This is a genomic window from Rhodococcus sp. IEGM 1351 (assembly GCF_030056875.1).
In the GTDB taxonomy this organism is placed as follows: Bacteria; Actinomycetota; Actinomycetes; order Mycobacteriales; family Mycobacteriaceae; genus Rhodococcus_F; species Rhodococcus_F opacus.
The window spans coordinates 22,929-41,370 of sequence record NZ_JASHKU010000017.1 but is presented as its reverse complement, the minus strand read 5'-3'; the positions used below and the strand labels follow the sequence as shown (position 1 = coordinate 41,370).

Annotated in this window: 13 protein-coding genes; 3 read left to right on the top strand and 10 right to left on the bottom strand. The window is 68.4% G+C overall.

From position 1 onward, the window contains the following. The first annotated feature begins 56 nt into the window (after positions 1 to 56). A complete protein-coding gene (locus tag QM806_RS26740) occupies positions 57 to 1,442 on the top strand; it encodes an ATP-binding protein (RefSeq protein WP_005238585.1) in 1,386 nt (461 codons plus the stop codon). Continuing rightward, positions 1,442 to 3,415 carry a vWA domain-containing protein gene (locus QM806_RS26735; RefSeq protein ID WP_005571827.1) on the top strand — a complete coding sequence of 658 codons (1,974 nt, stop codon included), beginning with the start codon at positions 1,442 to 1,444 and terminating at the stop codon, positions 3,413 to 3,415. Before QM806_RS26740 ends, QM806_RS26735 begins: the two co-directional genes overlap by 1 nt. A gap of 64 nt (positions 3,416 to 3,479) precedes the next feature. Here the strand turns inward: QM806_RS26735 and QM806_RS26730 are convergent, their stop codons facing one another. Continuing rightward, positions 3,480 to 4,502, bottom strand: coding sequence for an agmatine deiminase family protein (locus tag QM806_RS26730; protein WP_005571828.1), 1,023 nt, complete (start codon positions 4,500 to 4,502; stop codon positions 3,480 to 3,482). After that, positions 4,502 to 5,482, bottom strand: coding sequence for a nitrilase-related carbon-nitrogen hydrolase (locus QM806_RS26725; RefSeq protein ID WP_133986342.1), 981 nt, complete (start codon positions 5,480 to 5,482; stop codon positions 4,502 to 4,504). The genes QM806_RS26730 and QM806_RS26725 overlap by 1 nt, the downstream gene beginning before the upstream one ends. A gap of 162 nt (positions 5,483 to 5,644) precedes the next feature. On the opposite strand from QM806_RS26725, the gene QM806_RS26720 reads away from it, so the two are divergent. After that, the gene (locus tag QM806_RS26720; RefSeq protein WP_133986343.1) at positions 5,645 to 6,256 is read left to right on the top strand and encodes a TetR/AcrR family transcriptional regulator; all 612 of its coding nucleotides are present in this window, start codon (positions 5,645 to 5,647) and stop codon (positions 6,254 to 6,256) included. On the opposite strand, the gene QM806_RS26715 is transcribed toward QM806_RS26720, so the two are convergent. The 8 genes from QM806_RS26715 to QM806_RS26680 form a co-directional block, all read right to left on the bottom strand. Then, positions 6,216 to 7,796, bottom strand: coding sequence for an APC family permease (locus QM806_RS26715; RefSeq protein WP_065489963.1), 1,581 nt, complete (start codon positions 7,794 to 7,796; stop codon positions 6,216 to 6,218). The genes QM806_RS26720 and QM806_RS26715 overlap by 41 nt on opposite strands. Positions 7,797 to 7,851: 55 nt before the next feature. Further along, positions 7,852 to 8,742: a universal stress protein gene (locus QM806_RS26710; protein WP_005571844.1), complete on the bottom strand. Its 891-nt coding sequence runs from the start codon at positions 8,740 to 8,742 to the stop codon at positions 7,852 to 7,854. 34 nt (positions 8,743 to 8,776) lie between these two features. Further along, the gene (locus tag QM806_RS26705) at positions 8,777 to 10,231 is read right to left on the bottom strand and encodes an NAD-dependent succinate-semialdehyde dehydrogenase (RefSeq protein ID WP_005259940.1); all 1,455 of its coding nucleotides are present in this window, start codon (positions 10,229 to 10,231) and stop codon (positions 8,777 to 8,779) included. Beyond that, a complete protein-coding gene (locus QM806_RS26700; protein WP_133986344.1) occupies positions 10,224 to 12,185 on the bottom strand; it encodes a primary-amine oxidase in 1,962 nt (653 codons plus the stop codon). Before QM806_RS26700 ends, QM806_RS26705 begins: the two co-directional genes overlap by 8 nt. Positions 12,186 to 12,267: 82 nt before the next feature. Continuing rightward, the gene (gabT, locus tag QM806_RS26695; RefSeq protein WP_005238605.1) at positions 12,268 to 13,608 is read right to left on the bottom strand and encodes a 4-aminobutyrate--2-oxoglutarate transaminase; all 1,341 of its coding nucleotides are present in this window, start codon (positions 13,606 to 13,608) and stop codon (positions 12,268 to 12,270) included. A 51-nt stretch (positions 13,609 to 13,659) separates the two neighbouring features. Continuing rightward, positions 13,660 to 15,090: a gamma-aminobutyraldehyde dehydrogenase gene (locus QM806_RS26690; RefSeq protein WP_133986345.1), complete on the bottom strand. Its 1,431-nt coding sequence runs from the start codon at positions 15,088 to 15,090 to the stop codon at positions 13,660 to 13,662. A gap of 185 nt (positions 15,091 to 15,275) precedes the next feature. Further along, positions 15,276 to 16,949 carry an amidohydrolase gene (locus QM806_RS26685; protein ID WP_133986346.1) on the bottom strand — a complete coding sequence of 558 codons (1,674 nt, stop codon included), beginning with the start codon at positions 16,947 to 16,949 and terminating at the stop codon, positions 15,276 to 15,278. After that, positions 16,949 to 18,379, bottom strand: a complete 1,431-nt coding sequence (locus QM806_RS26680; protein ID WP_065489969.1) for an APC family permease — start codon at positions 18,377 to 18,379, stop codon at positions 16,949 to 16,951. Before QM806_RS26680 ends, QM806_RS26685 begins: the two co-directional genes overlap by 1 nt. Positions 18,380 to 18,442: the final 63 nt, after the last annotated feature.

The following is an 18,442-nucleotide window of genomic DNA, read 5'->3' as shown; positions in this document are numbered from 1 at the left end:
GGGTCGGCGCGCGTTAACCGCGTGCCGATTCGCTCGAATCCTCGTAGCGTGGAGTGGTGACGTCATCGGAACACAGACCTTCCACCGTCGGCGAGCTCCGCGAGTCGGGCCACATTCAACGCACCGTCAAGGAAGAGATCCGCGAGAATCTGCTCGCGGCCCTACGCGACGGCCGTGATCCGTGGCCCGGCATCGTCGGTTTCGAGGAGACGGTGGAACCACAGCTCGAACGGGCTCTCATCGCCGGTCACGACGTGGTGTTGCTCGGCGAACGTGGTCAGGGCAAGACCCGCCTCCTCCGCACCCTCAATCTGCTCCTCGACGAATGGACCCCGGTGATCGCCGGTTCCGAACTCGGGGAGCATCCCTATGAGCCCATCACCCCGGCGTCCATCCGCCGGGCGCAGGAACTGGGCGACAGCCTCCCCGTCGCATGGCGGCACCGCAGCGAGCGGTATTCCGAGAAACTCGCGACCCCCGACACGTCGGTGGCGGACCTCGTCGGCGACGTGGATCCGGTCAAGGTCGCGGAGGGCCGGAGTCTCGGCGACCCGGAAACCATTCACTTCGGGCTCGTTCCCCGTGCGCACCGGGGCATCGTCGCCATCAACGAACTGCCCGACCTCGCCGAGCGAATCCAGGTGTCGCTGCTCAATGTCATGGAGGAACGCGACATCCAGGTCCGCGGGTACACGCTCCGGCTCCCGCTGGACGTCCTGATGGTGGCCAGCGCGAACCCGGAGGACTACACGAACCGCGGTCGCATCATCACCCCGCTGAAGGACCGGTTCGGCGCCGAGATCCGGACGCACTACCCGACCCGGCTCGACGACGAAGTCGCGGTCATCCTCCAGGAAGCGCACCTCACCGCGGAGGTGCCCGAGTACCTCCTCGAGATCCTGGCCCGGTTCACCCGTCTGCTCCGCGAGTCAACGTCGGTCGATCAGCGATCGGGTGTGTCCGCCCGCTTCGCGGTGGCAGGCGCCGAAACCGTCAGTGCCGCTGCGGTGCATCGCGGCGCCGTGCTCGGTGAAGCCGACCCGGTCGCGCGGCCGGTCGACCTGGAGACCGTCGTCGACGTCCTGCGGGGCAAGGTGGAATTCGAATCCGGCGAGGAAGGGCGCGAGATCGAGGTCCTCGAGCACCTGCTCCGGCGGGCGACGGCCGACACCGTCCGCACCCGGCTCGGCGGCATCGACCTGGCGGAACTCGTGGACGCGGTCGAACAGGGCGACCCGGTGGTGACCGGTGAACGGATCACGGCGAAGGCACTGCTGAACGAGCTGCCCGAACTCGAGGTCCTCGACGAGCTGGCCGAGCGTCTGGGCGCGGAGTCCGACGGCGAGCGGGCCGCGGCCGCCGAGTTCGCCCTCGAAGGCCTGTACCTGGCGCGGCGGATCTCGAAGAACCCGGACATCAACGGGCAGACGGTGTATTCGTAATGTCCCGCAAGGCGGAGCGCGGACCGCACAACGCGCGGTACGGGCCGTACGAGGGCGGTGATCCGCTGGCGCCGCCGGTGGACCTGCGTGAGGCCCTGGCCGCGATCGGCGACGACGTGTTCGCCGGCACGTCGCCGCGGCAGGCGTTGCGCGAGATGCTCCGTCGCGGCAACCGGGACATGCGCGGCCTGGACGAGCTTGCGGCCGAGGCCAATCGGCGTCGCCGTGAACTGCTGAAGCGGAACAACCTGAACGGCACACTCGAAGAGGTCCGGGAACTCCTCGACCGCGCGGTGCTCGAGGAACGCAAGACACTGGCCCGCGCGCTCGACGACGACGCCCGATTCTCGGAGATGCGCCTCGAGGAACTGTCGTCGTCCACCGCGCAGGCCGTGCAGGAACTCGCCGACTACGACTGGCGCAGTTCGGAAGCACGCGAGGACTACGAGAAGATCCGGGACCTCCTCGGCCGCGAAATGCTGGACCAGCGGTTCGCCGGCATGAAACAGGCCCTCGAGGGTGCCACGGAAGAAGACCGCGAACGCATCCGGGAGATGCTCGCCGACCTCAACGACCTGCTCGACAAGCATTCGCGCGGCGAGGACACGCAGGAACAGTTCGACGAGTTCATGGACAAGCACGGGGAGTACTTCCCCGAGAACCCGCAAAACGTCGAGGAACTGCTCGATTCGCTGGCGCAGCGGGCGGCGGCGGCGCAGCGCCTGCGGAATTCGCTGTCGCAGGAGCAGCGCGACGAACTGGATGCGCTGGCGCAGCAGGCGTTCGGCGATCCGTCGCTGATCGGACAGCTGGACCGCCTCGACCAGCACCTGCAGGCCGCGCGCCCGGGCGAGGATTGGCAGGGCGCGCAGCGGTTCCGCGGGGACGACGGCATGGGCCTGGGCGAGGGCACCGGGGCGTTGCAGGACATCGCGGAACTCGAGTCGCTCGCCGAGCAACTGTCGCAGCAGTACGCGGGCGCACAACTCGACGACATCGACGCGGAGACTCTGGCCCGGCAACTGGGCGACGAGGCGGCGGCCGACGCGCAGACCCTCGCCGAACTCGAGAAGGCCCTGCGAGACCAGGGCTTCCTCGACCGCGGGGCGGACGGCCAGTGGCGCCTGTCGCCCAAGGCGATGCGCCAACTCGGTCAGACGGCTCTGCGGGACGTGGCGCAGCAGCTGTCTTCGCGTGGCGGGCAACGGGAGACGCGCCGCGCCGGGTCGATGGGGGAGCCGACGGGCGCGTCCCGCGAGTGGGCGTTCGGCGACACCGAGCCGTGGGACGTCACACGCACGATCACCAACGCCGTGCTGCGGGCGGCATCCGATCCGGTCGAGCGCGGTCGCGTCCCGGTCCGATTGTCGGTGGCGGACGTGGAGGTGATGGAGACCGAGCAGCGGTCGCAGGCGGCGGTCGCGTTGCTGGTCGACACGTCGTTCTCGATGGTGATGGAGGGCCGGTGGGTGCCGATGAAACGCACCGCCCTCGCCCTGAACCACTTGGTGAGCACCCGGTTCCGCAGCGACGAACTGCAGCTCATCTCGTTCGGCAGGCACGCGCAGGTGCTGACGCCGGCGGAACTGGCCGGCCTGGACGGCGCGTGGGACCAGGGCACCAATCTGCACCACGCGCTGCTGCTGGCGGCCCGGCATCTGCGCCGGCACCCCAACGCCCAGCCGGTGGTCCTGATCGTCACCGACGGTGAGCCGACTGCCCACCTCGAGCCGGACGGCTTCGCGTACTTCGACTACCCGCCGAGCGCCCGGACCCTCGGTCTGACGGTCCGGGAACTCGACACCCTTGCCCGCCTCGGCGCTCACGTCACGTTCTTCCGGCTCGGTGAGGATCCCGGTCTCGCGCGGGTGGTGGACCGGATGGCCGAGCGGGTCGGCGGACGCGTCGTGGCGCCCGGGCTGGACGGTCTCGGCGCCGCCGTCGTCAGCGACTACATGCGTCGCCGCCGCTAGGTGCGGCTCCGCCACCCGTGAGTACTTATTAACCGCCCGCGGTTAACAAGTACTCACGGGCGCGTCAGCGCACAGCGGGCTGGTGCTGGGTGATGCAGTGAATTCCGCCGCCGCGCGCGAAGAGCGGGCGGGCGTCGACCGACACGACCGTGCGGCCGGGGTAGGCGGCCGACAGGATCGCGACCGCTTCCTCGTCCGCGGGATCGTCGAAGCTGCACGCGATGACGCCGCCGTTGACGACGAAATGGTTGATGTAGCTGTAGTCGACGAAACCCTCCTCGTCGCGCAGGACTGTCGGCGCGGGGACGGTGATGATCTCCCACGACTCACCGCGGGCGTCGGTGGTCTGCTTCAGCACGTCGATGACGGCCTTGCTGACCTCGAAGTCGGGGTGTTCGGGGTTGCGCTGGTCGTGCACCAGGACGACGCCCGGTGACGGGATGGCGGCGACGATGTCGACGTGCCCGCGTGTGCCGTACGTGTCCTGGTCCCGGGTCAGTCCGCGCGGCAGCCAGATGACCTTCGTGGCACCGATCGTCCGGGCGAGCTCGGCCTCGATGTCGGCTTTCGACAGTTCCGGGTTACGGCCGGGGTCGAGTTGCACGGTCTCGGTCACCAGCACGGTGCCGAGGCCGTCGACCTGGATGCCGCCGCCCTCGTTGACGATGGGCGAGTCGACGAGCTCGGCCCCCGACCGCTCGACCACCAGTGCGCCGATCTTCGAGTCCTTGTCCCACTGGGCCCAGTCCTGGCCGCCCCAGCCGTTGAAGATCCAGTCGACGCCGCCGAGGCGTCCGTCCTCGGACAGTACGAATGTGGGTCCGATGTCGCGCATCCAGGCGTCGTTCAGCGGCGCCGCGACGATGTCGATGTCCGCGGACAGGTACTCCTCGGCCGCCGACACCTGTCCGGGGTCGACGACGACAGTGACGGGCTCGAACCGGGACACCGCGTGCGCCACCTCGGCCCACGTGGTGCGGGCCTCGTGGTGTTCCTCGGGGGTGTCGCCCAGGGAGTAGCCCTCACTGGGGTAGGCCATCCAGGTGCGTTCGTGCAGTTCGCCTTCCGCGGGCATGCGCCAGGTCATCAGGCCCTCCCGAACGGGGAGGCGTGATCGACCGGCTCGGTGAGGACGCCGTAGGTGTCGGGGCGCCGGGTGGCCAGGAACGGGAACAGGGCCAGCCAGTCTTCGCGCTGCTGGAGGTCGAGGTCGGCGACCAGGACCGCGGATTCGTCGCGCGGGGCCTGCGCGAGGATCCGGCCGTAGGGGTCGGAGATGAACGACGAGCCGTAGAACGTGATGAGGCCTTCGCTGCCGTGGCGGTTGGGCACCACCATGAACGTGCCGTTCGCGATGCCGTTGCCGACGATCACCTGCTGCCACAGCGGCTGGGTGTCGAACTGCGGGTGGTCGGGCTCGGAGCCGATCGCGGTGGGGTACACCAGGATCTCGGCGCCGCCGAGCGAGTACGCGCGGGCGACCTCGGGGAACCACTCGTCCCAGCACGTCGGCAGTCCGAGCTTCGCCCCGCCGAGTGCCTCGGCGGTGTGGACGGGGTACGGATCGGTTGCGGGACCGCCGCGGAAGTAGGTGTCCTCGTAGTAGCCGGCGGTGACGGGGATGTGCAGCTTGCGGGTGCGGGCGAGCAGTTCACCGGAGGGGGCGACGAGGATGGCCGTGTTGAACCCGAGCCCGTCCTCGTACTGCACACCGTCCTCGGAGTCGTTCCGCTCGTACAGCGACGAGTGGACGAGGACGCCGTGTTCGGCGGCGGCCTTGGCGGCGAACGTGAACGTGGGGCCGGTGAGGAGGTCCTCGGCGGTCCGTCCCGGGTTGTCGCCACCCGGCGTCGACGCGGGGTAGCGGCTCAGTGTGAGTTCGGGGAGGAACACCACGCGCGCCCCGAGTTTCGCTGCCGCGGCGATGCCCTCGTCGAGTTCGGCCCGCAGGTCCTGATCGTTCTCGTGCCAGCGGTGCTGGACGAGACCGACACGGAGCGGGGTGCGTCCCGTCTCGCGTGTCCTCGACAGGGACTCGGGAGGGGTGAGGGCGGTAATCGTCAACATTGTGTTTCCTCGGATGTTCGGTTCGGCGAGCGCCTAAAACGAATTGGATTCGTTAAGTATGGTGGGTGAATGCTCGGCGATCAAGGGGTGGGGCGTGACGAATTCGATTCCTTCGGTATCCACCCTGGTCGCCGGTGACACACACCGACCAGGAGGGCACCCATGCCACGGCCATCACAGCGACTGCTGTCGCCGGAGATCATCACCGAAGCTGCCATGCGCATGGTGGACCTCTCCGGTGACTTCACGATGCCGGGTCTCGCCGAACGGCTGAAGGTGCGGCCCTCCTCGCTGTACAACCACGTGTCCGGGAGGGCGGAGATCATCGAACTGATGCGTGCCCGCATGATGGCGGGCATCGTGGTGGCGGACCCCGACGGCAAGTGGAGCGAGACGGTGGCCGGCCTCGCGCGCGAGTATCGGCGCAATTACGCCGAGCATCCTCGGCTGATTCCTCTGTTCACCGCGCACACAGTGCAGTCCGGTGTGGCATTCGGGCTGTACAACGCGCTGGCGCAGGCATTCTCGGACGGCGGCTTCACGCCCGAAGAGATTCTGCACGCCATCACGACGGTCGACAGCTTCGTGCTCGGGTCGGCGCTGGACCTCGCCGCACCCGAAGTGGTCTGGGCGACGGCGCCGGAGGCGAACGAGGCCATGCTGGCCGCCCTGGCCACGTCCGGGCCGAACCCCGGACGGGCGGATGCAGCATTCGAGTTCGGGCTGCGGACGCTTATCGCGGGCTTGGTGGCGCAGGCTCCGTTCGAGCCGTGAGATCGCCCTCGTCCCGCAACGCCGACGTGTCGCGGTTGAGGGTCTCGCCGCGGAAGAAGGCGGGATTGCGGACGCGCATGACCATCATCAGCACGGCGCCGAGCAGGAGGATGCCGAAGCCGAGGAAGAAGACGAGGCCGATTCCGCCGATGGACGCACCGCTCGCGTTCTCCGGGTCCATGCTCTCGTCGATCGAGATGACGAACACGGCGAACAGCATCAGCCCGCCGAGCAGCGGGAACGCGAACCGGAAGACGGCGTTGCGCACGCTCGTGAACAACCGGCCCCGGAAATACCAGACGCAGGCGAACGCGGTGATGCCGTAGTACCAGCAGATCATGATGCCCAGCGCGGCGATCGTGTCGAGCAGCGTGCGCTCCGACAGGAACGTGACGACGGTGTAGAAGACCGCGGTCACGACACCGGCGACGACGGTCGCGTAGGACGGCACCAGGAATCGCGGCGACACCTCGGCGAGCTTCTTCGGGAACGCGCCGTAGGCGCCCATGGCCAGCATCGTGCGCGCGGCGGGTAGGAACGTGGTCTGCAGGCTCGCGACCGAGGAGACGAACACGGCGAGGAACAGCAGCATGCCGCCCCAGTTGCCGAGAACCGGATCGGCGAGGGCGCCGAAGACGTTCTCGGAGTTGTCCGGGTTGCCGAGGCCGAGACCGTCCTCGCCGACGCCCGCATACATCATCGCCGCGACCGACACGAGCAGGTAGGTCAGCAGAATCGTCGCGACGCACAGCAGGCCGGCGCGACCGGGGGTCTTCTTCGGGTTCTTCGACTCCTCGCCCAGTGTCAGGCAGGTGTCCCAGCCCCAGAACGCGAAGATCGAACCCGTCAGGCCGATCACGAACGCACCGAGGGCCAGTCCCGTGAACGGGTTGAACCAGCTCAGGTCGAACGAGAGCCCGGCGGGGGCGGACCCGTTGCCGACGTGAACCAGTGCCACCACCGCGAAGGCGATGAGCAGGACCATCTGGAAGCCGACCAGCGCGAACTGCAGCTTCTCACTGGTGGTGATGCCGCGACTGGCGATCCACGTGGCGAGCGCGATGAAGAGCAGTGTGGTGCCCACATTCACGAATTTGTTGCCCGGCAGATCCGCGATGCTCGGGGCGTCGAAGAGTTTCGCGATGAACAGATAGAAGAACTGCACGGCGATCGCCGCGAGGTTCGAGAGCACGATGATCGTGGCGATCACCATGCCCCAGCCGCACATCCAGCCGACGTACGGACCGAATGCCTTGGTCGACCACGTGAACGACGCACCGCAGTCGGGTGATTCGGAGTTGAGCTCACGGTAGGCGTACGCCGTGAGGAACATGGGAATGAAGCCGGCGATGAAGATGGCGGGCATCTTCAACCCGACGGCCGCGACGATCAGCCCGATGCTGGCCGTCAGCGTGTAACCCGGTGCCACGGAGGAGATTCCGAGGATCGCTCCGGAGAAGGTCCCGACCGCACCGGTGGCCAGCCCCTTGGCGCTCACGGCGCCGTCGGCCGACGCCGGCGCGCCTTCGCTGTTCGTCATGTCTGAACCTCCGGTCGGGAACGAGCGTGGATCCGGGGCGGGTGTCGCGGACGGTTTACTCACTGTTTTCGAACTCCTGCTTGGGGACGACCACCATGGGCACCGGCAGGACGCGGAGCATCTTGGCCGCGGTGGATCCCAGGAACAGTCGATGAGGTTGGGCGAGCCGGCTGGAGCCGACCATCACGAGGTCGCCGTCCTGCCAGTCGAGTGTGCGGACCGCCGATTCCACGGAGGATCCGTCGGCGATCGTGACGGACACGGGAAAGTCTTCGGGAAGAGCGGATTTCGCCACTTCGAGGGTGCTCTGCGCGTGGGCGACGGCCCGGTCGCGGATGTCGTCGGGGGTGTCCCGGTGATCGCGGAGGTCGTTCTGCGGGTCGAGTGCGACGAGGGAGACTAGGCGGAGCGGGGTCTGCATCCGCTCGCACGTCCGCACCGCCGTCCGCAGCAGCACATCCGCCCCGGTCCGGGTCCCGAGCGCGCAGGTGACCTCGCGGATTTTCTTCGCGGAGGAATGCCGATAGCCGCGGGGCGCGAGGGCCAGCGGAACGTGCGCCGAGTGCAGCAGTTCCGTCGACACGGAGCCGACGGAGTGCCGCCCCAGCAGGCCGTCTCCGGCGGCGCCGACGACGATTGCCTGCGCCCCCAGCCGGGACACCTCGTCGATGAGACCCTGCGCGAACGAATCGTGGAAGCTCAGGTGGACGTCCACGTCGATGTCGCTCGGCACCGACGACTTCGCCTCGTCCAGCCAGCGCTGGGCACGGGAGGCGAGGATGTCGTCGTAGCCGGTCTCTGCCGGAACTCTCGCCGGGACCGTCCGGTCCGGCGGGAGCACCATGCAGATGTCGAGCTGTGCGCCGAGACTGCGGGCGAGCTGCGCCCCGAGGGCAAGACCGTCCTCCCCGCTGGGGGTGGCGAGATATCCAACGACCAAACGCATGGTGACGGTTCCGATCTGTCTCGGGGCGGGTGGTTTACGCGAAGCCGACGTACTTGGTCTCGAGGTACTCCTCGATGCCTTCGGTGCCGCCTTCGCTGCCGAGGCCGGACTGCTTGACTCCACCGAACGGTGCGGCGACGTCGGAGATCACTCCCCGGTTGACGCCGACCATGCCGCTCTCGAGCTTGTCGGCGACGCGGAACGCACGGTCGACGTTCTGTGTGTAGATGTATGCGGCGAGACCGTATTCGGTGTCGTTGGCGGCGGCGACGCCCTCGGCCTCGGTGTCGAAACCGGTGATCGCGGCGACGGGTCCGAAGATCTCCTCGCGGACGATGCGCGCGTTGGCGGGCACCTCGTCGAGGACGGTGGGCTGGAAGAAGTAGCCGGGACCGTCGACGGACTTGCCGCCGGTGCGGACCCGGGCGCCCGCGGCGACGGCGTCGTCGACGAGGGACGCCACGTTGCGGCGCTGCTTCTCGTTGACGAGGGGGCCGACGTTGGTGCCGTCCTCGCTGCCCGGTCCGACGGTGAGTGCGGCGATCCGGTCGGTGAGCTTGGTGGTGAATTCCTCGCGCACCGAGTTGGCCACGATCAGGCGGTTGGCGGCGGTGCAGGCCTCGCCGCCGTTGCGCATCTTCGCGGCCATCGCGCCCTCGACCGCGGCGTCGATGTCGGCGTCGTCGAAGACCACGAACGGGGCGTTACCGCCGAGTTCCATCGAGGTGCGCAGCACCTGCTGGGCGGACTGCTCGATGAGGATCTTGCCGACCCGGGTGGATCCGGTGAACGTCACCTTCCGCAGCCGCGGATCCGCGAGCAGCGGTTCGGTGACGGCGGCGGCGTTCGACGCGGGCAGCACCGACAGCACACCGGCGGGCAGGCCTGCCTCGGCGAAGATCTCGGCGAGCAGCAGCATGGTGAGCGGGGTGTCCTCGGCGGGCTTGACGATGATCGTGCAGCCGGCGGCGAGCGCGGGGCCGATCTTGCGGGTGCCCATCGCGAGCGGGAAGTTCCACGGCGTGACGGCCAGGGTGGGTCCGACCGGAACCTTGGTGACCATGATCCGTCCGCTGCCGGACGGTGACGTGGTGTAGCGGCCCTGGATGCGGACGGCTTCCTCGCTGAACCAGCGCAGGAACTCGGCGCCGTAGTTCACCTCGCCGCGGCTTTCCGGCAGGGCCTTGCCCATCTCCATCGTCATCAGCAGCGCGAGGTCGTCGGTGCGCTCGATGACCTTCTCCCACGCCGAGCGCAGGATGATCGACCGCTGCCGCGGCGCGGTCGCCGCCCATTCCTCCTGGACCGCCGCGGCGGAGTCCAGTGCGCGCATCGCGTCCTTGCCACCGGCATCGGCGACGTCGGCGATCAGGGTTCCGGTGGCCGGGTCGTAGACCGGGAACGTGCCGCCGTCGATCGGGTCGGTCTGGGCGCCGTCGATCCACAGACCGGTGGGCAGGGTGGCGCGGAGCCGTTCGAAATCAGTCATCGGAGTCCTCGTGGTGGGAATGGTGGTGATCGCACGCCTCCGGGGTGGGGGCGACGTCGAGGGCGGGGTTGCGGTCGAAGAATCCGACCGGCTTCAGCCAGAAGGACACGGTGTCCGCAGGCATGATCGGCCAGTCCTCCGGCCGGGGAATGTGGTGGATACCGAACGTGTACCAGAGCACCACGTCGGTGTTCTCGATCGGGCGGTCGGCCGCGGTCCAGGCGGGAAGTCCGTCATCGACCTTGCTCTGGTTCACGAATTCCCCGGCAGGCCAGCGCTCGTCGGGTGAGTTGGGCGTCACCCAGACGGTGTGGCCGATCGCACCGGTGCGCTGGAAGATCGGCGACGCCGGGTCGAACATCGACGGGATTGCGCCGCCGGGAACGAGCTTGTAGGCGGGGGCGGTGCCGAGCCCGGTGGTCGTGTTGTCGTTGACCACCTTCCACGCCCGCTGGCTCTGCCAGTCGAAGTCCTGTCGGCCCTCGAGTTCGGTGCGCAGCGGGGTGTTCTTCTGGCGCAGCGCGAGACCCAGAGGGTTGTCCGGGCCCATCGGCACCACTTCGGTCTCGGTCGCGTACACCGTGTTCTCGGTGCCGTCCACGTCGAGATCGAGGCGGGCGACCAGGAAGTGCTGGTGGAACGGCGCGTACGTGCGGTTGTCGACGAGCGTCCCGCTGGGGTGCTCCCCGCCTTCCGGGAAGTGGCTGACCACCATGATCCCGGTGGCGCGGACCTCGCATTCGATGTTGCCGTCCTGGTAGAACCGCCAGTAGACGAGATATTCGTAGTTCGCGACCGTCACGTGTGTCGACACCGTCAGCCGCCGCATGCGGCGCACCTCGGCGCCCGCATCGTGGTCGACGTGCTTCCAGAGGACGGCGTTGTCCTCCTCGTGGATACAGATCGCGTTCTCGATCGTGAACGGCACACCGTGGCTGTCGTGGAGTACGGCGTCGAGATACCGGATCTCGCCCAGGCAGTCGCAGCCCAGGGTGAGTGAGGTGGTCATGAACCCGATGCCCCACTCGCCGATGTCGAAGGCGGTGCGGCGGTAGTGATCGGTGCTGGTGTCGCGATACGGCACCGCCATTTCCGCGAACGACATCCGGTTCGCGATCGAGCGCACCCGGCCGTTGTCGTTGTAGGTCACCGCGTGCAGGGTCATGCCCTCGCGGTAGTTGAACCCCACCCGCAGTGACCAGTTCTGCCACTCGAGCTTGTTGCCCTCGAGCGTGAACGACGGTCCCTCCGGCTGGACGATGTCCAACGGCTTCAACGGCGGCCGCGTGCTCGCGTCGCGGATCCGTTCCGGGATGTGCCGGGGCACGTACTCGCCCATGACCTCAGGACGTTCGACGCTGAACGTGTCCTCGATCTCGAGCAGTTCCATCTTGTTGACGTCGATCACACAGTGGAAACCGTTGACCGGGCCCGCATACGGGTTGGCGCCCTCGGCCGCCCGGACCCAGGTGTCCGACCAGCCGAGCCGGCGCCCCTTGTACTTCTCCGGGGTCACCGCGTCGCCGTACGTCCACACGTCCATGAACACCAGGCTCATGTCCGTGACCCCCCGCTTCGCGAGCGCCGCGATCACGTCCGGGTGCCCGCGGAGGAAGGCGTCCGCCTCTTCCCATTCGTCCACCGTGAAATTCGCCTGGACGTCCGGGATGTGCTCCCAGGAGACCACGTTGTCTCCCGTGAGCGAGACGAGCGCCTTGTAGGTGTCTCCGCTGTTGCGGTCGAAGCACACGACGACGGCCCGGCGGTCCGGGACGGTACCCGACGCGTCGAACTCCGACACCTCGGCCTTGCCCGGCTCGGCCAGTTCGATCGACGCGAACCGCCAGCCGTCCCCGACCCCGTGTTCCCGGGCGAGAACGGCCGCGGCCTGCGCGAATTCGTCCGCCCCCAACGGGTCCAGAGGATGGAACGTGCCGGTGGTCGTCCGGGTCATGGTGTCTCCTCTGGTCGTTGGGGTGGGCAGTTCGTGCTCGTGCGCCTTTTCGGTTGCGGTGACTACCGAAAAGGCGCACGGGTCAGACGAGCGAGCGCACGATCTGCTCGATGACGGTCAGGGCGTCGTCGAGCAGGTCGTCGCTGATCACCAGCGGCGGAAGCAGTCGGATGACGTTTCCGTAGGTACCGCACGTCAGCAGAATGACACCTTGTTCGAGCGCATGTGCGGCAATCGCCTTCGTCAGTTCGGCGTCCGGCTCGTCGGTGCCGGGCTTGACGAACTCCATCGCGAGCATCGCGCCGCGTCCACGCACGTCACCGATGACGCCGACGTCGGCGGCCAGTGCCTTCAGCCGCGGCAGGGCCAGGTCGCCGATGTGCTGTGCGCGAGCGGGCAGGTCGAACTTCCGCATGCTGTCGATCGCGGCGAGCGCGGCGGCACACGCGACGGGGTTGCCGCCGTACGTGCCACCCAGACCGCCGGGGTGCACCTTGTCGAGGAGTTCGGCGCGGCCCGTGATCGCGGACAGCGGCATGCCGCCCGCCATGCCCTTGGCCATCGTGATGATGTCCGGGACGATCTCCTCGTGCTCGCACGCGAACCAGGCGCCGGTGCGGGAGAACCCGGTCTGCACCTCGTCGGCGATGAACACGACGCCGTTGGCGCGGGCCCAGTTCACCAGGGTGGGGAGGAATCCCTCGGCGGGAACGATGAATCCGCCCTCGCCCTGGATCGGCTCGATGATGATCGCCGCGAGTGAATCGGCGCCGATCTGCTTCTCCATCTGGCTGATGGCGCGCTGGGCGGCCTGCTCACCGGTCAGTCCGTCCTGGTCCCGGTAGGGGTAGGACATGGGGAGCCGGTACACCTCGGGCGCGAACGGACCGAAGTGGGCCTTGTAGGGCATCGACTTGGCGGTGAGGGCCATCGTCAGGTTCGTACGACCGTGGTAGGCGTGGTCGAACGCGACGACGGCGTCGCGGCCGGTGGCGAGGCGAGCAACCTTGATCGCGTTCTCCACGGCCTCCGCGCCCGAGTTGAACAGGACGGTGCGCTTCTCGTGGTCGCCGGGGGTGAGGGCGGCGAGCTCCTCCGCCACGCGGACGTAGCCCTCGTACGGGGTGACCATGAAACAGGTGTGGGTGAAGTGCCCGACCTGCTCCCGAACCGCCTCGGCGACGGCCGGATCGGACGCGCCCACGCTGGTGACCGCGATGCCCGAGCCGAGGTCGATCAGGGAGTTGCCGTCGACGTCGACGACCACACCACCGTCGGCATCCGCCGCGTACACGGGGACGCTGGAGCCGACGCCCGCGGCCACGGTGGCGCGGCGACGTGCGGTGAGGGCCGCCGACTTCGGGCCGGGGAGCTCGGTGACCAGGGCGCGCTTCTGCGGCAGCCGGTACTGGATGTCGTTCATGTTGGTGCAGTCCTCAGGGTCGTGACGTGGATGGGTATGGGGTGGGCGACGTCAGTCGTGGGAACTCATGACGTGCTTGATGCGGGTGTAGTCCTCGACGCCGTAGCCGGAGAGGTCCTTGCCGTAGCCGGAGTACTTGAATCCGCCGTGCGGCATCTCGGCGACGAGCGGGATGTGGCAGTTGATCCATACGGCGCCGAAATCGAGTGCGGCCGAGAGGCGTTGCGTGACGCCGTGATCGTTGGTCCACACACTCGACGCCAGACCGTACCGGACGTCGTTGGCGAGGGTGACGGCCTCCTTCTCATCGGAGAAGCTCTGCACGGTGAGGATGGGGCCGAACGTCTCCTCCTGCACGATGTCGTCGCGCTGGTCGACGCCGGTGATCACGGTGGGTTCGAAGAAGAATCCTTGCTCTCCCGAACGCTTTCCGCCGGTGACGATCTTGGCCGAGGTGGGGAGCGAGGCGATCTTGGAACTGACCGCGTTGAAGTGGTTGATGTTGTTGAGCGGGCCGTAGAACGCGTCCGGGTCGTCCGGCAGACCGGGCACGAGCGTCTCGGCCTTGCGGACGAGGGCGTCGACGAGCTGGTCGTGGATGGACTCGTGGACGAGGACGCGGGTGGCGGCGGTGCAGTCCTGGCCACCGTTGAAGAAGGCTGCCTCGGCGATGCCGCTCGCGGTCTTCTCGATGTCGACGTCACCGAAGACGATGGCGGGGGCCTTGCCGCCCAATTCGAGGTGCGCGCGCTTGAGCTGGCGTGCGGCGGAGACGGCGACGGCGATACCGGCGCGCACGGATCCGGTGATCGACACCAGTCCGAGGGCCGGGTTCTCGACGAGGGTCGCGCCGGTCTCGCCGTTGCCGAGGACGACGTTGAAGACGCCGTCCGGCAGGATCCCCTTGGTCAGCCGGGCCAGGACGAGCGTGCTGTTCGGGGTGGTGTCGCTCGGCTTGAGCACGATCGTGTTGCCTGCCGCGAGCGCGGGGCCGATCTTCCACAGCGCCATCATGAACGGGTAGTTCCACGGGGTGACCTGACCGACGACACCGATCGGCTCGCGGCGCACGTAGGACGTGAAGCCGTCCATGTACTCGCCGGCGGCCTTGCCTTCGAGCATCCGGGCCGCGCCCGCGAAGAAGCGGAGCTGATCGGCGCCCACCTTGATCTCTTCGTCGGCGATGACCTGCTTGGGCTGCCCGGTGTTGCGGCACTCCGCCTCGACGAGTTCGTCGCTGTGCGCCTCGATCGCGTCGGCGAGCTTCAGCAACGCGGTCTGCCGCACGCTCGGGGTGGTCTTGCCCCACGAGACGAAGGCCCGCTCGGCTGCCTCGACGGCGGCGTCCACGTCGGCCTTGGTGGAGACGGGCGCACGCCCGACGACGCTCTCGTCCACGGGGTTGATCAAGTCCAGCGTCTCCGTCGCGGATGAGGCGACGAACTCACCGTTGATGTAGTTCTCGAGTACGTCGATCGACATTCGTACCGGTTCCTCTCGTGGGGTCGAAACTCGTGGTTCGGAACGGACCGTCGGTCGAACAGTCCGACCGGGGTCCGGAGTTGCAGAGCATCTGAAAACAAGTGTGCGCTGCCTCACAAGCCAGGGGCAGCTGACAAAATGGTGAAAGACGCGCCCCCCGCCGCGCCGAGTTGTCCAATCCGGAGTCACCCGTGCGAGCAGGTGTGGCCGGCCGCGCCGGAGCCGGCGAACGGCACGTCCGCAACGGCGCTCGCGGAGGCGGCGTCGTACACGATCGCGCCGCCGACGAGGGTGAGGTCGGCCCGCTGGTCCAGCAGTTGCCCGGGCTCGAGCGTGTAGAGGTCCGCCGACCAGACGACCAGGTCGGCGCGGGCACCCGGACGGATCACTCCGAGCTCGTCCTCGGCGTGCCACGCCCACGCGCCACCCCGGGTGTATGCCCGCAACGCCGAATCCAGGTCCATCCGCTCGCGCGGAGTCCAGTCGGTCCGGCCGTCCAGACCCGAGCGGGTGAGGGCGGAGTACAGGCCGACGAGCGGATCCATCTCCCCGACCTGCCAGTCGCTCGAGAACGCCAGCGCCGCCCCCGACTCGGCGAGCGAACGGAAACGCCACGCCCGGTCCCACCGGTCCTCGCCGACGTTCTCCATCCACGTTCCGGCGACGAGGTCGGGGGAGCAGTGCCGCGGCTGCATCGCCGCGACCACGCCGAGCTCCCGGAAGCGGGGAAGGTCCTCGGGATGGAGGCATTCGACATGGACGATGCCGTGCCGCCGGTCGACCGTGCCGTTCGCGCGGCCGGCGTGCTCGATCGAGTCGAGCGCCAGCCGGATACCCCAGTCGCCGGTCGCGTGGGTGTGCGTCTGGAAGCCGAGGCGGTCGAGTTCGGTGAGCATCGCGGTGAACTCCTGCGGCGGCAGGCTCGGCGCGCCGCGGTGCCCCGGCCGGTTCGCGTAGTCCGACAGCATGGCCGCGGTGTGCGGTTCGATCACGTCGTCGGCGTACAGCTTGACCGGCCCGAGCCGGAGCATGTCGTCGACGGGTGCGCCGTCGACGGCCTCCCGCAGGTCCCGGCGGAACGCGGCGTCGGCGCCGACCGGGTGGAACAGGGCGGTGATCACCCGCGTGTTCATCCGCCCCTCGGCGCGCGCCCGGTACATCAGATCGAGTTCGGCCAGCGGGACCTGCGGTTCGACGACGGTGGTGATACCGCTCGCGGTCGCCATCTCCAGGCTCGACGTGATGCGCCGATAGCGGCGGTCGGGGGAGTACATCGGGATGTCGCGTTGCAGACCGGCCAGACCGGCCCGCGTCATCGCGCTGGTGTAGAAGTCCGTGACCCAGCCGGTGGGGACGCCGTCGTCGTCGAATTCCGGCCGTCCCCAGGGGATCTGGGTGCCGCGGTCGATTCCGAGCACACGCAGTGCGGCGTCGTTCAGCCACACCGAGTGCTGGTCGTAGGTGGTGATGAAGACCGGACGGTCCGTGAGGCCGCGTAGGTCGGCGGCGTTCGGGCGGCGCCCGGTCACCACGGAGTAGACGGCGTTCTCGGCGCAGATCCAGTCGAGGTCGGGGCGGGTGGCCGCGTGCGCGCCGATCCGTCGCCGGACCTCGGTGAGGTCGGGTGCGCCTTCGAGGCTCACGGCATCGGGATCGAATCCGAGGAGAAGGTGGTTGTGGCTGTCGATGATCCCGGGGGTGAGCAGTCGCCCTCGCAGGTCGATGGTGCGCCGGGCGGCGGGGGCGTCCTCGGTGGTCCCGACGTACCGGATGTGGCCGTCCGCGATGCCGACGGCCTCGGCCCGGCCGGTGGTGTCGAACGTCCGCACGACGCCGTTGGTCAGAAGCAGGTCGAGCATCAGCAGTTCTCCTCGGGGGCGGCGTTCAGCAACAGCAGGTGGGTGTTCTTGCGCGGTCGCAGGTACAGGGCGAAGTAGACGAAGCCGGCGGTGACGAGTCCGAGGGAGATGCCGAGGCTGAGCCACTGCTCCGGGTCGAGCAGCGTGACGACGAAGACGAGGCCGAGCGCGGCGATGCAGATTCCCGGGGCCAGCGGCCACAACGGCATGCGGTAGCCGGTTCGGGTGGTGCCGCCGCGACGGTGGTTGATCGCGGCCAGCGCGATGAACAGGTACGTGAACGTCAGGGTCGACCCGGTGGCGGTGAGCAGGACGTCCAGCGGGACGAAGCACGCGGCGAACGCGATGGCGCCCATCACGACGGTGGCGAGGACGGGGACGCGGCCCTTGGTGCTGACGGTCTGCAGCGGCGCGGCGACGGTCTCGGGGAGGGCGCGATCGCGTGCGGCGGCGTAGAGAAGCCGGCCCGCCTGCAGCGTGATCGCGATGATCGCGTTGATCACGGCGAGGGCGATCGAGAGCAGGACCACCATGGCGACGGCGTGACCGGCGCGTTCGGTGAGGAATGCCTCGACGGGAAGGCTGGAACCGAAGAGTTCGGTCTGCGAGCGGGCGCCCACCAGGATCGCGATGAGCGGGACGAGTTCGGTGGCGACGGTGATGACGGCGCTCCAGATCACTGCCTTCGCGATCGAGCGGGCGGCGTTCTTGGTCTCCTCGGCGAAGTAGACGGCGCCGCCGTAGCCGTTGTACGCGAAGATTCCCTGGGTGACGGCCAGCATCAGTCCGGAGATCGCCAGTGGTGCGAGGTTGCCGGTGCTCGGATCGAGAACCTCCGGGCTGAGGAGGCTGGTCAGTGGCCGTTCCATGTGGACGAAACCGAGGACGGTGAGCAGAGCCAGCGCCGCCATCTCGACGCCCAGGAAGACCCCGGTGAGCCATGCGTTGGTGCGGATGTCGAAACATGCGGTCACGGTGGTGATCACGACCACGACGAGCGCGGTCTGCTGCGGCGACAGGCCGTGGATCGCGACGCCCAGGTAGTCGGCCACTCCGAGGGCGAAGACGGCGATGATCAGCGGCAGGGAGATGAGGCTGATGAAGAACGTGGCGACGCCGAAGGCCGGTCCGAGTGCCCGCGACACGAGTGAGTAGTCGCCGCCGGCAACGGGATACGCGGACGCGAGTTCGGCGTAGCAGAAGGCGATGAGGATGCTCACGATGCCGGCGATGAGGAATGCCCAGAACACGCCGGTGCCGAACAGGGCGAGCGCCGAACCACCGAGGATGAAGACGCTCGACGCCGGCGAGATCGACGACAGGGTGATCAGGATGTTTCCGCCGACGCCGATGCTCCGGGAGAGCGAGGCCTCGTAGGTGCCGGGTGCGGCGGGGGGAGTGGCGGTGGGTGGCCGGGCGGTCTGGTCCATGAGCTGTCCGTTCGGGGAGGGGGAGGGGCGAAATAGTTTTTTGACAGGTCCGTCAAACAACTG

Bases quoted from the DNA above. Each gene is read 5' to 3' on its own strand.
- QM806_RS26680 (WP_065489969.1), bottom strand. From the start codon at position 18,379: ATGGACCAGACCGCCCGGCCACCCACCGCCACTCCCCCCGCCGCACCC.
- QM806_RS26715 (WP_065489963.1), bottom strand. From the start codon at position 7,796: ATGACGAACAGCGAAGGCGCGCCGGCGTCGGCCGACGGCGCCGTGAGC.
- gabT (WP_005238605.1), bottom strand. From the start codon at position 13,608: ATGAACGACATCCAGTACCGGCTGCCGCAGAAGCGCGCCCTGGTCACC.
- QM806_RS26685 (WP_133986346.1), bottom strand. From the start codon at position 16,949: ATGCTCGACCTGCTTCTGACCAACGGCGTCGTGCGGACGTTCGACACC.
- QM806_RS26735 (WP_005571827.1), top strand. From the start codon at position 1,442: ATGTCCCGCAAGGCGGAGCGCGGACCGCACAACGCGCGGTACGGGCCG.
- QM806_RS26700 (WP_133986344.1), bottom strand. From the start codon at position 12,185: ATGACCCGGACGACCACCGGCACGTTCCATCCTCTGGACCCGTTGGGG.
- QM806_RS26705 (WP_005259940.1), bottom strand. From the start codon at position 10,231: ATGACTGATTTCGAACGGCTCCGCGCCACCCTGCCCACCGGTCTGTGG.
- QM806_RS26690 (WP_133986345.1), bottom strand. From the start codon at position 15,090: ATGTCGATCGACGTACTCGAGAACTACATCAACGGTGAGTTCGTCGCC.
- QM806_RS26730 (WP_005571828.1), bottom strand. From the start codon at position 4,502: ATGACCTGGCGCATGCCCGCGGAAGGCGAACTGCACGAACGCACCTGG.
- QM806_RS26710 (WP_005571844.1), bottom strand. From the start codon at position 8,742: ATGCGTTTGGTCGTTGGATATCTCGCCACCCCCAGCGGGGAGGACGGT.
- QM806_RS26720 (WP_133986343.1), top strand. From the start codon at position 5,645: ATGCCACGGCCATCACAGCGACTGCTGTCGCCGGAGATCATCACCGAA.
- QM806_RS26725 (WP_133986342.1), bottom strand. From the start codon at position 5,482: ATGTTGACGATTACCGCCCTCACCCCTCCCGAGTCCCTGTCGAGGACA.